This is a genomic window from Psychrobacter sp. JCM 18903, from assembly GCF_000586475.1.
Lineage (GTDB): Bacteria > Pseudomonadota > Gammaproteobacteria > Pseudomonadales > Moraxellaceae > Psychrobacter.
On the sequence record NZ_BAWJ01000001.1, the window covers coordinates 282,067 to 295,562 of the forward strand.

The 13,496-nt window shown below is 43.9% G+C and carries 8 protein-coding genes and 3 pseudogenes; 2 read left to right on the forward strand and 9 right to left on the reverse strand.

What is annotated here, in order from left to right; translation table 11 throughout:
- Nucleotides 1–6 precede the first annotated feature (6 nt).
- Both TT12_RS01240 and TT12_RS01245 read left to right on the forward strand, forming a co-directional pair.
- Nucleotides 7–1,655: pseudogene (locus TT12_RS01240) on the forward strand (BCCT family transporter).
- Nucleotides 1,656–1,891: 236 nt separating this feature from the next.
- A pseudogene (locus TT12_RS01245) lies at nucleotides 1,892–3,546 on the forward strand (BCCT family transporter).
- 136 nt (nucleotides 3,547–3,682) lie between these two features.
- On the opposite strand, the gene TT12_RS01250 reads toward TT12_RS01245, so the two are convergent.
- The 9 genes and pseudogenes from TT12_RS01250 to dnaQ all read right to left on the reverse strand — a co-directional run bounded on the left by TT12_RS01250 (nucleotide 3,683) and on the right by dnaQ (nucleotide 13,309).
- On the reverse strand, nucleotides 3,683–4,015 hold the full coding sequence (locus TT12_RS01250) for a hypothetical protein (protein ID WP_045451442.1): 333 nt from the start codon (nucleotides 4,013–4,015) through the stop codon (nucleotides 3,683–3,685).
- Nucleotides 4,016–4,334: 319 nt separating this feature from the next.
- A complete protein-coding gene (locus TT12_RS01255) occupies nucleotides 4,335–4,706 on the reverse strand; it encodes a DUF3144 domain-containing protein (protein ID WP_198330843.1) in 372 nt (123 codons plus the stop codon).
- 72 nt (nucleotides 4,707–4,778) lie between these two features.
- Nucleotides 4,779–5,945, reverse strand: coding sequence for a methionine adenosyltransferase (metK, locus tag TT12_RS01260; protein WP_045451444.1), 1,167 nt, complete (start codon nucleotides 5,943–5,945; stop codon nucleotides 4,779–4,781).
- 162 nt (nucleotides 5,946–6,107) lie between these two features.
- Entirely contained in the window at nucleotides 6,108–6,704 is a 597-nt protein-coding gene (locus TT12_RS01265) for a DJ-1/PfpI family protein (RefSeq protein ID WP_045451447.1), read from the reverse strand.
- 127 nt (nucleotides 6,705–6,831) lie between these two features.
- Nucleotides 6,832–7,476, reverse strand: coding sequence for an endonuclease III (nth, locus tag TT12_RS01270; RefSeq protein WP_502685158.1), 645 nt, complete (start codon nucleotides 7,474–7,476; stop codon nucleotides 6,832–6,834).
- A 162-nt stretch (nucleotides 7,477–7,638) separates the two neighbouring features.
- Nucleotides 7,639–8,487, reverse strand: a complete 849-nt coding sequence (locus TT12_RS01275; protein ID WP_045451451.1) for an RnfABCDGE type electron transport complex subunit B — start codon at nucleotides 8,485–8,487, stop codon at nucleotides 7,639–7,641.
- A 123-nt stretch (nucleotides 8,488–8,610) separates the two neighbouring features.
- Nucleotides 8,611–9,600, reverse strand: coding sequence for an NAD(+) diphosphatase (nudC, locus tag TT12_RS01280; protein WP_201604954.1), 990 nt, complete (start codon nucleotides 9,598–9,600; stop codon nucleotides 8,611–8,613).
- A 250-nt stretch (nucleotides 9,601–9,850) separates the two neighbouring features.
- Nucleotides 9,851–11,533 carry a hypothetical protein gene (locus tag TT12_RS01285; RefSeq protein ID WP_045451453.1) on the reverse strand — a complete coding sequence of 561 codons (1,683 nt, stop codon included), beginning with the start codon at nucleotides 11,531–11,533 and terminating at the stop codon, nucleotides 9,851–9,853.
- Nucleotides 11,534–11,693: 160 nt separating this feature from the next.
- Nucleotides 11,694–13,309 (reverse strand): annotated as a pseudogene (gene dnaQ / locus TT12_RS01290) (DNA polymerase III subunit epsilon).
- Nucleotides 13,310–13,496: the final 187 nt, after the last annotated feature.

Sequence of the window (13,496 nt, forward strand, 5' to 3'; positions counted from 1 at the left end):
AAACAAATGGATCATGTAAAAGTTGGCAGGTTAGGCCCTTTTCCACGGGTAAGTAAACCTGTGTTTATTACTTCAGCGCTACTTATCGTTGGATTTATTATCTTTGGTGCTTTCTTTACTGAAACCGCTGGTGCACTATTTAGCTTTTTGCAGAATTTTATTACGGATAAGTTCGGCTGGATGTTTGTTATATTAATGAACGTTGCGCTGGTATTCTGTATTTATCTAGCAGCGAGCCGTTATGGTGACATCCGTTTAGGTCAACAAACAGAAAAACCGCAGTACAGTTTGTTTTCTTGGATAGGGATGTTGTTCTCTGCTGGTATCGGTATTGGACTGGTATATTGGGGGACGGCTGAGCCCTTGTATCACTTTATGGCACCACCACTCGGTGAGGCGGAAACAATAGAAGCGGCCAAGCAAGCCATGAGTATCTCATTTTTACATTGGGGACTACATGCTTGGGCGATTTATACCATTGTGGCATTGGCGCTGGCTTACTTCCACTTTCGCCGTGGACTGCCATTGTCGATTCGCTCGACGCTATACCCGTTATTAGGCGAGAAAATATATGGTCGCTGGGTCATACGGTGGATATTCTAGCCGTGTTCGGCACGATGTTTGGTGTGGTAACTTCCTTAGGTCTAGGGGTTATGCAGATCAATTCAGGTCTTGAAAATTTATTCGGTATACCAAATTCTTTAACCGTACAGTTTATTATTATTGCCTTTGTGACCGCATTGGCATGTGGCTCATTGATGCTTGGTCTTGATAAAGGTATCAAGCGCCTAAGTGACATTAATATGGGTTTTACAGGTGTGCTCTTGGCCTTTATGGTCATCTTAGGACCAACCTTATTTATTTTTGATAGTTTTATAGAAAATATTGGTAATTATGTCGTTGCCATGATTCCGTTATCAACATGGGGCGAGGCTTATAGTAATACGGATTGGCAGAGTGGTTGGACGATATTCTATTGGGCGTGGTGGGTAAGTTGGGCACCGTTTGTCGGCGTATTTATCGCTCGTATCAGTCGCGGTCGTACCATTCGTGAGTTTGTATTGGGTGTATTATTGATTCCAATGCTGATTTTGTTTTTCTGGTTCACCACTTTCGGTGGTGTCGCTATCCATATGGAGCTTTTAGCGGCGCTTGATCCGGCTATGGCCAGTCCAGGATTGGTGGAAGCGGTGCAAGCAGATACGGGTAGCGCTATTTTCAAGCTGGTTGAGTATTATCCATTCGCGAAACCAATTACCTTGCTCATCGTTGTTATGATTGTTTTATGGTTCGTGACTTCATCGGATTCAGCAAGTTTCGTCATTGATATGTTGACGGCGGGCGGCGATACCAACCCACCTAAGATTCAACGTTTATTTTGGGCGATTATGGAAGGTTTGATTGCCGCTATATTGTTAGCAGCAGGCGGATTAGGCGCATTGCAAGCCGCCGCTATTGTGGCTGGACTGCCATTTGCTTTAGTGATATTTGTCATGATGTATGCCTTACTTCGTGGCTTAAGCCGAGATCGATTGATACTGTATCGCGCTCAGCAGCACTTTATCACCGAAGAATCTGCAGATCATAATTCAGCCAATGAGTTTGCTGATGAGCACTTGTTAAAAGGACCGCCTAAAATCGTGAAAGGTGATTAGCAGATTATATATATCAGCTTTAATACTGTTTTTATTAAATGAATCAGGCAGTTAGCTTCTTCTTTTTTTACGTAAAAATACAATATAACAATTGTGATTTGAAATCCTAAGATGCATCGTTATCTTAGGATTTTTTTATTTGTTGACCAATAGCAAGGTTATAAAGTGTCTGATTCGATTTGATAGTTGTGCAGTATCTTGTTAAGGTGAGCCCCTTCAAAAATTGAGATGACTAAATGGATCATGTAAAAGTTGGCCGCTTAGGCCTTTTCCGCGGGTAAGTAAACCTGTGTTTTTAACTTCAGCGTTATTAATTCTTGTGTTCATTATTTTTGGTGCTCTTTTTAATGAGCAAGCAGAATTGTTGTTTGGTCATGCCAAAGCATTCGTGTCTTTGCGTTTTGGCTGGTTCTTTATTGTGGTGGTCAACTTAACGTTGGTGATGAGTATTTACATGATATTTAGTCGTTATGGCGATATCAGGCTTGGTCATCAAAATGAAAAACCAGAATACAATCTAGTCTCTTGGATCGGCATGCTATTTTCCGCGGGTATCGGTATTGGCCTGCTTTACTGGGGTACGGCTGAACCCTTGTATCATTTTATGGCGCCGCCGCTAGGAGAAGCTGAAACAGTGGCTGCCGCCAAGCAAGCGATGAATATCTCGTTCTTGCATTATGGTTTACATGTGTGGGCGCTCTATGGCATGGTCGCGTTGTCATTGGCTTATTTCCATTACCGAGTGGGCTTACCGCTGGCCATCCGTTCGACACTATATCCTATATTGGGCAAAAAGATTTATGGTGGCTGGGGTCATACGGTCGATACACTAGCGGTATTTGGTACGATGTTTGGAGTAGTGACCACTTTAGGTCTTGGGGTATTGCAAATTAACTCAGGTCTTGAGACCTTATTTGGCATACCCAATAATATTACAGTGCAAATTATTTTGATTGCCTTAATCACTATGTTGGCAGGTCTGTCTCTATTTATGGGGCTAGATAAAGGGATTAAGCGCTTAAGTGATACCAATATATTATTTACTGTGATATTGCTCAGCTTTGTGATTATTTTAGGCCCGACCCAGTTTATCTTTAATAGCTTTGTAGAAAATATTGGCAATTATTTGCATCAAATTGTGCCATTAGGTCTTTGGACAGAATCGTATGATGGTCAAGAAAATTGGCAAGCATCATGGACGATTTTCTATTGGGCATGGTGGATAAGCTGGTCGCCTTTCGTCGGTGTGTTCGTGGCTCGTATCTCTCGTGGTAGAACCATTCGTGAGTTCATCTTAGGGGTGTTATTAATTCCTATCACCATCTTATTCTTATGGTTCACGGCTTTCGGTGGTTCAGCCGTTAATATGGAATTAATGGCAGCCGCTGATCCCAACCTCATCAGTCCTGGCTTGATTGAGGCTGTCCAAGCAGATACTGGCAGTGCCATTTTTAAGCTGATGGAATCTTATCCATTTACGTCAGCTTTGAACTTGCTTATCGTAGTGATGATTGTGCTTTGGTTTGTCACGTCATCGGATTCTGCCAGTTTTGTGATTGATATGTTGACCTCAGGTGGCGATGCCAATCCACCAAAAATTCAGCGCCTATTTTGGGCGGGTACAGAGGGTGTCATCGCTGCCGTACTATTAGCAGCAGGTGGCTTGAGTGCGCTACAAGCGGCTTCCATTGTGTCAGGTTTCCCTTTTGCGATTGTGATAGTCGTTATGATGTACTCCTTATTACGCGGCTTGAGTCGAGATCGTTTGATACTGTATCGCAACCAGCAATGGTTTGTCACCGAAGAGTCAGCAGAGCATAATTCGGCCAATGAGTTTCGTGATGAAGATTTGCTGACAGGTCCACCTGATATTGAAAAACCTGAAGGTTAGATTTTATCGATCTAAAAGATCATAAAAAGCACCCGCCTATGATTAAGCGGGTGCTTTTTTATATGATTTAATTGTCTTTTTTAGTTTGATATAAAGTATTTACACAAAGTTATGAAGCCAAAGTTATAAAGCAAGGTTATGAGCACTGTCCTTTGACATAACCTACTGCCGCCGTTGTGCCACATGCCGAGCATGAGTTGCCCGCAGTGCGATAACTAAATCCTGAGCTGGTTTTTACTTTGACACACACAGGATCATATTGCGCGGTACACATCGTTTGCTCAGGGTTGTAAGGTGGGCATTTGATGAAAGGGTTGTCGCTGTTCTGTTGGCTGTGCCCAGTGCTATGAATAGGGGCGGTGTCAGGCGTATCGATGCTTTGGATGTTATTACAGCCAGCTAAAGCCATAGTAACTAATAACCCTAATAATGACAGGCATGATCGCCATGATTTGAATAAGTGGTTCATAATCATATGTCCTTATAAATAGTGTTCGGTAAGTCCCTGTTATCGATAGCTGGTTGCAACCATGTGATGAACAAGGTAGTTTTAATTGATAGTAGCCTATTTATCAGCAGTCATCTACCAAATCATGATTAATAAAAAACCCAAGCCTATGATTAAGCTTGGGTTTGAGCATCACTATAGTCATTCCACTATAAAAATATTACTGCGTTAATCTCGCTTGAAGTATTAAATATACGTCTACACTCGGTTGCCTTGTACTACTTTTAAATTGAAATGACTATACCAGCCGTTTTATAAATATCAGCTAAAGGCGATAGAACTATTTGGCTGCTTTGTCATCTTGATTAAGCTGAACATATTTATCAAAATTCTGCGCATAATCAGTCAGGTTGTCGCTCAGCATTTGGCGATACTGTTTGACATAAAATTCAACGATATCATCTTTTTCTTTGGCAAAGTCATCGCCTTTGACAAAGCCGATAGAAGCGACAGATGCGCTATAACGTGCGGCTGCATAAAGTAGTGATGCACCTACTTGTCCTGAATGCGCTTCAGAACCCAACTGACTGTTTGCGATACCAATAATGGCATCAGCACGTTGGTAAAATGCTTGCATTTCAGGGGTAATCTCAATGTTAGCGTCAACATTGCTTTCTTGAATGCTGTTGTCTTGCATATTGTCTTTAGACATAAGCGACTCCTAATAAGTGTCGGTAATTTTAAATTTATAAAGAAGGTTTGTAAGGGGTGCAACGTTATATTTTTACAAACCAGCGTCTGCTTTTAAGATCTCAGCTTTGTCTGTTTTTTCCCACGTAAAAGCAGTTTCAGAGCCAGGACGACCAAAATGACCAAAAGTCGCCGTTTGCTGATACATTGGTTGTAATAAGTTTAGCATACGGGTAATGCCATAAGGGCGCAGATCAAAATGGGTGCGAATCAGACGGATGATTTCATCATTGCTGATTTTATTCGTGCCAAAAGTATTGACCGAGATAGAGGTTGGTTCAGCGACACCAATGGCATAGCTGACCTGTATTTCACAGCGCTCAGCAAGTCCTGCCGCAACGATGTTCTTAGCCACATAACGCACGGCGTACGCAGCACTGCGATCGACTTTCGATGGATCTTTACCACTGAATGCACCGCCGCCATGACGCGCCATACCGCCATAAGTATCAACAATAATTTTACGACCTGTCAATCCAGCATCACCTACAGGCCCGCCGATCACAAACTTACCCGTTGGGTTGATATGATAGCGTGTGCCAGCATGTAATAATTCAGCAGGCAATACTTGTTTGATGATAGATTCCATGATCGCTTCTTGCAGGTCTTTTTGCGAGATACTTGGATCGTGTTGCGTTGATAGCACCACAGCATCAATGGCAACAGGCTTGCTACCATCATATCTTAAGGTCACTTGTGCTTTGGCATCTGGACGCAACCACGGCAACTCGCCTGCGCGGCGCAGCTCAGATTGGCGTTCCATCAAGCGATGAGCAAATTCTATAGGGGCTGGCATTAATACGTCAGTTTCATTGCTGGCATAGCCAAACATAAGACCTTGGTCACCTGCGCCTTGCTCTTCAGGATCGCTACGATCGACACCTTGAGCGATTTCAGGAGATTGTTTGCCGAGCATATTGATGACCGCGCATGTTTCGCCATCAAAGCCTAAGTCAGAGTGGTGGTAACCAATACCGTTTACGGTATCACGCACGATACGCTCAACGTCGATATTTGCCGTCGTGGTGACTTCACCTGCTAGTATCACAGCACCTGTTTTAACCAAGGTTTCGCATGCCACGCGTGCATGCAAATCTTCACGTAAGATGGCGTCAAGGATGGCATCTGATATTTGGTCAGCCATTTTATCAGGATGACCTTCGCTCACAGATTCTGAGGTAAATAAGTTGTATTCACGCATAATGGGATCGCTTAATTGCAGGGACTGTATTCTACGAACTCAGTCATTATTAAATGTATATAAAAATAAAAGGCGAAAACGAATAAAAAAATTAGCACATTTTACCGTGTATCGAGGTAAAACTCTAGCGATGGATAATACTAAGAAGTAACTAGGCATGGATTAACCATGGTAAAAGTCATCAATCTTGCTATTTTCTTGCCAGCGATATTCAGTATAGTGAGCGATCTGGCGCGCCGTATCGATGTCATGTCTATCGGCGATAAAACCAAGCGCCATGTCCATACCTGCACTGACACCTGAGGACGTATAAAATTTGCCATCAACAACCCAGCGTGCTTGCTCGGCCCAATGGACTTTGTCAGATTGCGCTATCACCCATTGCCATGACAGTTTATTAGACGTTGCGCGCTTGTCATCTAAGACGCCAGCCTTAGCCAACAATGCGCTACCCGTACAAACGCTAAGTACCCAATCGGCATGGTCAACCAAGATTGTTAACGTCTGCAAAAATGATCTGTGATTGATTTGCTGGCGAGTACCCATGCCGCCAACCATCAATAAGATATCAGTCTGATGCGCTAACTCGCTAACAGTGACTGTCTGCATCGCAACGCCATGCTTACTATGGATAATGCCGCCGTTTAAGGAGGCAAATTGCAGACGATAATGCTCAGATAAGCAGCCAAACATCTCGATAGGTCCAAATAGATCCAAAGTCTCAAAATCATCGAATAATAGCGCGGTCAGTGTCTGCATCTGGCTTCCTAGTTTTTAAATAATGTTTACAAAAGTAAGTGGGCGTCTACTGCTTTTTTAACCACGCTATTCATATAAAGTAGATCAATTAAACCTTTTATAACTAGAGCCGTTATCGTTCTAAAAATTATAGCTCCAAAAACTTGGCTTTGTCTTTAAACATACATTCGTCATAAACAGGACACGCCCCGCATTTGGGTGTACGGGCTTGGCAGGTATAGCGCCCGTGCAAAATAAGATAATGATGCGCATCCACGATGAAGTCCTCTGGGATACGCTCGACCAGCTTATTTTCAACGATCAAGACGTTCTTGCCAGTAGCCAGCCCCGTACGATTACCTACCCGAAAGATATGAGTGTCGACCGCCATGGTTGGCTGACCAAAGGCAGTATTTAACACCACATTGGCGGTTTTGCGCCCGACGCCAGCGAGAGACTCTAAATCTTTACGGTTATCAGGGACGGTGCTATTAAATTTCTCAATTAAATCATGGCAAGTTTTGATGACATTTTTGGCTTTGGCATTATATAAGCCAATATTTTTGATATAAGATTTTAGACCGTCTTCACCCAATGCCAAGATTGCTTCAGGTGTATTGGCAACGGGATATAACTGCTGGGTGGCAATATTGACGCTCACATCCGTCGCCTGCGCAGACAAGATGACCGCGATCAGCAGCTCAAAATTACTCTTATAATTCAATTCCGTAACTGGCTCATCAATCGTCGCTGCCAGCTTTTCAAAAAATGGACGCACGTCACGATTGGGCATTCGTCTCGATGGCGGGGTATCGGCAGTTTTATGTTTGACGGTTTTACTCATAGTATTCTTACTATTTTTTGGCTATTGATAGTTAATAACTGATACAAGATATCGGGATAAATGCATTTTAGCGATGTTGGGTAGACTGTCTAACAAATGATAATTACGCTATTAAAGCTGACTTAACTCTACTTGCAACGCGTCAAGCTCTACTTGTTTGCTCTCATTTGGACGGACACTTAGCTGCTTTTCTAGCTTTTTAATTTTACTACGAAGCTTCGCTGCGGCAATAGTATTTTTGGCCTGCGCTTCGCTGATATTCAACGATTGACTAGCGGCATTGTTCAGTTTTGCTTCAACCATGCTGACCACAGGTCTACTATTGCTACTATCAGCCAGCTGCTCGGTGACGCGTCTTAAATGAGTATGATAGCGCTGTCTTAAATCTTCTTGCTCTGTGGTACGTTCAGAGCTAGACAGCTCCCTTTCAACAGTGACCAAATCGATGCAGTCAACTGGACAAGGAGCGATGCAAAGCTCGCAGCCGGTGCATAAATCCGTAAAGATAGTATGCATGTGCTTACCAGTACCGACAATAGCATCGACTGGGCAGGCAGGTATACATTTGGTGCAGCCGATACAGTCATCTTCACGGATCACCGCACGTACCTCAGTCGGACGTTCAGAGGTCGCATCTATTGGCCACTGAGAAGGCGCAGCGCTAAGTATCGCTTCATGACTATCTATATGAATAATTTGAGCAATGGCCTTGGTAACGGGTTGACCACCGGGTACACATTTATTGTATGGCTCATTGTCTAACACGATAGCGGCGGCATAAGGTAAGCAGCCGTCTGGGTGCTCGCAAAGCCCACATTGTGTTTGCGGTAGACAAGCATCAATATATGAGATTTTCGCTTGTATGTCCGCAGGTAAGCGCTCTATATCCAAAGTGTCGAACAAGATTGGCAAATTGGTGAGACGGATGTGGGTGCTATTTTTACTAGTGGTGCTTTGCATATGCTTTAAAACCTTAATATCAGTGCTAAGTGCTAAGTGCTAAGTGCTAAGTGTGCTCTGAGCGCTGACATTAGAATAATAGGATAATAACGATATTGATAAATGCTGCATTGATATTATAGATTAAAGCAAAATACCTTGCTCATTGGCAATTTGTGCAATCAGCTCGTAAGCAATGCTACCTTTTGAGGGTATTTTTGGCAAATTTGACAGATCAAAAAAATCGGCGTGCGACAGCTCATCTTCTTGGATAACAATTTCGCCAGCTGCGTAAGAAGCACGAAAGCCTAGCATTAAATTAGACGGAAATGGCCATGGCTGACTGCTGACGTAACGAATATCTGATAGGCTGATATTTACCTCTTCTGCCACTTCACGCACCACCGCGTGTTCTAGGCTTTCACCCACTTCTACAAAGCCTGCAATCAAACCGTATAGTAACGGTTGTGGCGACTGTAATAAATGAGGCGCTGTTTTTTGCTGTCCATAACGATGATGATGGGCTAGCAAAATCTGCATTTCACCGGTTTGCGGATTCGGGCGAGTAATAGCTGTGATGACACAGGGTTGTACACGTGGGTATTGGCGCAATCGGCATACTGGACAGACCATCGCACGCTCATCTCGTTTGGCATGAATGGTTGGGGCAGCGCAGCGACTACAAAACTGCGTATCTGTTTGCCAGCGCAATAACTGTATCGCTTGGCTAAGCTGATCGGACAAAGCCACTGGCAACTGAGTAATCAGCTGGCGATAAGGAACAAACGCATTGCCGCTGCCCTCAGCGATGATAGGCAATACCATGTGATGTGCAATTGCATAGTCATAAGTAATGGCGCTAGCCGCTTGCGCAGTAAAAGTGTGGAGAGTATTAATCGAACTGTCGGTACTTTCTAGAATATCTACACTCGCGCTAGTAGGATTGACATCAGGCGACCAGTGACGCGGTGCTAGGCTTTCGAGTAGCGTGACATGACCAACTTGATAAGCAAGCTGGGTCTCCTCGTCTGAATGTGTAGCGGATGGGGGTAATTCAAGCTGCACCGGCCACCATCCATTAGGTCGCTGGCGGCATAAAATGGTGTCATCACTAAATACAAAAGCGCTGGTCATAGGTAAAATTCCAAACCGGTTAAGGTCAGTACGCATCAGTGTTGATACAGACTTTTTTTTAATTGAAGTAAAGTCAATCCTATATCATTCGGATACGGTGTCAGTCAGGCTCGCTTAGCACTACTATTCGTAGTGCTTTCAATCACCTTGCTTGTATCTAGCTTATATGGGATCGACTATATATAAATGAAGGGCTATGGCAGAAAAGCCGCCATTAAAATATCATTTTAGTGCTTAAGTATGATAAAAATTAGGCTGCGAGTAGATGACTCAAGCTCTGCTGTCCCACATCTAATGCTTGTTTGCTGACTGGGCGATTGTGCTCAAAACCATCTAGATGATGATCGACGGCCATAATAACATCAGCGATACAGGCAAGCGTATTGTCTTCAATACGTTGTCCACCTTCGATGCGTTGCTGAAGATAATTGGCCAATTGACTGAGCATGCTGGCAGGTGTTGGCAGCTGTAAGAAGCGCACAGCCCCTGCCACTTGGCGCATCATCTCAGGTATGTTCTGGATATTGAGCATATCGCGCTCTGGCTCAGCCAGATAATCGTTAATGGCTTGTTCTGCACTGGCAATAGCGGAACGACTTTCTTGTATCAAAGTATCATTAGCCGTATTGAGCTGATGTAAAGAGATATGCGGGTTATTCAGTGGCAAATAGATGGCCCCTGGTGTGTGCATTTCTGCCATTGCAATGGTGGCGTTTTCCGCATGCATTAATGCCAACAGCAAGTGATCGAAATCATCAGGCGAGGGCGTTTGCCAATGACTAACAGCTTCTGCTGCTACGCTGAGACTATTGGCTGCATTTGATAAACCAAGCAAGCGTAACGCTGAGCTCAATTCTGTTAGCTCTTCGATAATCTGTGCGGTTTGCATATCGACAGGGTTCAATGAATCACCGCGTGCGTAACTATCCACATTTTCTTTGATGGTATTAATTTGGGTCTGAATGATGGTGTTCAGCGTATCGGTCAGGGCGCGATTAGGACCGAATAAGAAACGTTTCATTTGCTCAAGTTGCGCGCTTTCCAAGTGGTTGCTGGCATATTGCTCACGCAGTCGTTGGGCTGCATCACTGTCACGCTGGCAAGCAAAACTGACCAAATCAGCAAAACGTTTGTCCATCACAGGCAAGTAGCTTTGGAATTGCTGTTCTAAGTAAATCAGTGTATGTTTTTGACTCAGGTTTAACGGTAATATCGTGGCAATGTCCGTGACAGCTGCGGTGGCCGCTTGCCAAAATAGACTGCTGGTGTTCGATGCTATCAAAGCACACGCTGCACTCATGGCGTCAAGCTTCTGCTGATCGTCTGGGCTAACGTTGCCATCTTGATTGAGCAGAGCGACTCCAAGACCACTACGATAAGCATAAGTTAGTAGTTCAGTGTCTAGGTTAAGCTCGTCAAGTGGTTGGAAGTTTTGTTCAGGGTTGGCAATGATGACACTACTGCTACCAAAAGCTGCAAAATAGTCTGCTGTGATAGGGGTTTCTTGCCCGTGAGCATTGAGTTTATTGATAACAGGCAGCAACAATGTTGGCTCTACTGACTCTGTCAAAAGTACAAACTCGATATAGCGATCCAGTGTCATAATGGCTTCTGATAAGTCCATAATCAAGCTGGTATCGTTATTATCACCATTATCATAGAGGCGCTGTAAACCATTGACAATAGCGGTGTTCAAAGCCTCTGCACCAACCAAAGATATCAGCTCAAAGATGCAAGACAGCTGCTTTAGCACAGTGATAGAATCTAATAATAAAGGGGCTTGACTATTATCATCATTAAATTCACTCAGATGAATCTCAGTATCTTTTAAGGTTACGATGATCTCATCATGCAACAAATGTAGCGATGGTAGATTGAAATCAGTAACACTAAGCGTTGGGGCCGTTAACTTCATTTGTGCAGACTGGTTCATAGGTGTTTTTCCATAATGTACTGATGAGAATGGCGATGGTTTAAATGATGATCGAAAAAGCACTTGCTGGTGATGTTTTAACGCTTAATATAACAATAATCAAGCCTATATTATACAAATGTTATTGCTTAAAGATTGATATCATCAGCTTATACGGCGACTACATATTGGCTTTTAGCTCAGGATACGCTTCTGCGAGCGCGGCATACCACTCTTGATTGGTATTTTCATCCATAGAGGACTCTAGCAATAAAGACGCTAAATTGGCAAAACTGGCGTGTGCTGTCTGCCCACCATCTGTTTGCGTGTTTTCTTCGATGGCGAGTGTAACCTGTCCACCTGTCATCGCCAGATAAACTTCTGCTAAAATCTCTGAATCAAGTAAGGCGCCGTGAAAAGTACGATCTTGCTTCCCCACATTTAGGCGACGCACTAAAGCATCTAGGGTGTTTTTTTGCCCAGGATATTGCTGCTTTGCCATGACCAGCGAGTCAGTCACTTGTACGCGCTCGGCAAAGTCGTTCATACCAACTTTGGCAAACTCCATGTTTAAGAAGTTCATATCAAAGGTGGCGTTATGAGCGATGATTTCTGCGCCGTCCATAAAATCATAGAGCGACTGAGCAACTTGATCGAAGGTAGGCTTGTCGGTCAAAAATGCCTCAGAAATACCATGGATACGAATGACTTCATCATCCATGCCGCGCTGTGGATTGATATAAACGTGGAGCTTTTCACCCGTAAATTTACGCCCGATCATCTCCACGATACCGACTTCGATAATACGGTCGCCTTTTAACGGATCAAGACCTGTGGTTTCAGTATCCATAATGAGCTGGCGATCAGACTCATGACGATGGATAGGTTTGGGTAGCAGCGGTATGAAATACGGATTGGCACGGCTGGTGTCGCCGTCAAATTTTGGTGTATTAGCTTCTTCTATGCCAGTAACGGTAGCGGGCACATGATCATTTATCGTCGCATCAGTCATAGACGTTTGGGTTTCCGGCATCTCTATTTTACTCATTGGTTTGCTAGCATTATGCTGATAGCGATCGGCTTCTGTTACAGCATCTTTACTCATCATATCATCGGCAGGGTTTGTATCGTTATCAGTGTCTATGACATCTTCGTCAAGCTCATCATCTGTCATATCCAGACCCAGTGGATCGAAACTTAGCCAGTCATCGTGAGCAGCATTTTGCGCTGTATTAGGCATTATTTGCCCTTTTTTTTTAGCTGTGTCTTGCGGCTCTATGCTCGATAATTCTTCACTGCTGGACGTCACGCCCAAGTTTGCCAGCTCGTCCGCTTTTTCATTGCCTGCATGTCCTGCGTGACCTTTTACCCAATGCCAGTCAACATCGCGCTGCTGGCATAGCTTGTCTAATTGCTGCCAAAGGTCTTGATTGGCAACGGGTTTTTTACTTGCCGTTTTCCAGCCTCTTTTTTTCCAACCCTCTATCCATTCGGTGATGCCTTTTTTGACATAGCTTGAGTCTGTCCAAATCTCGAGGTTGTGCTCATGCGGGCTATGGGTCAATGCTTGTATCGCGCCCATCAACTCCATGCGATTATTGGTCGTCTCTTTATCACCGCCGTACAAATCTTGTGTACGTCCATCACTAAAAATGAGGTGTGCGCCCCAGCCACCAGCGCCTGGATTGCCTTTACAGGCACCATCGTATAGGCCACGGTGGTGTTTGACTTGGCGGCCAACGGATTCATCGCGTTACTGGTGTTGAATGGCTGCGCTGAGGTGCGATTGTCTGACATAAAAAATTATTGACCTAAAAATTGATAAACATAGGGAGGGTTGGAGGGATTTTGCTAGCGTTGTTTTTACACCAGCGCTTCCATTATATTTTGGGAATGAGTATAACAAATCTATCGTTGATGTGGGCAATCGTAATGCACAAAGTCGCTAAAAGCACAGATCATAATAGTAACCTTGCTATTTTCT

Excerpts from the sequence above, each read along its gene's own strand:
- nth (WP_502685158.1), bottom strand. The coding sequence starts at position 7,476 with ATGCCCAATCGTGACGTGCGTCCATTTTTTGAAAAGCTGGCAGCGACG.
- TT12_RS01265 (WP_045451447.1), bottom strand. The coding sequence starts at position 6,704 with ATGCAGACACTGACCGCGCTATTATTCGATGATTTTGAGACTTTGGAT.
- TT12_RS01255 (WP_198330843.1), bottom strand. The coding sequence starts at position 4,706 with ATGTCTAAAGACAATATGCAAGACAACAGCATTCAAGAAAGCAATGTT.
- TT12_RS01250 (WP_045451442.1), bottom strand. The coding sequence starts at position 4,015 with ATGAACCACTTATTCAAATCATGGCGATCATGCCTGTCATTATTAGGG.
- nudC (WP_201604954.1), bottom strand. The coding sequence starts at position 9,600 with ATGACCAGCGCTTTTGTATTTAGTGATGACACCATTTTATGCCGCCAG.
- TT12_RS01275 (WP_045451451.1), bottom strand. The coding sequence starts at position 8,487 with ATGCAAAGCACCACTAGTAAAAATAGCACCCACATCCGTCTCACCAAT.
- TT12_RS01285 (WP_045451453.1), bottom strand. The coding sequence starts at position 11,533 with ATGAACCAGTCTGCACAAATGAAGTTAACGGCCCCAACGCTTAGTGTT.
- metK (WP_045451444.1), bottom strand. The coding sequence starts at position 5,945 with ATGCGTGAATACAACTTATTTACCTCAGAATCTGTGAGCGAAGGTCAT.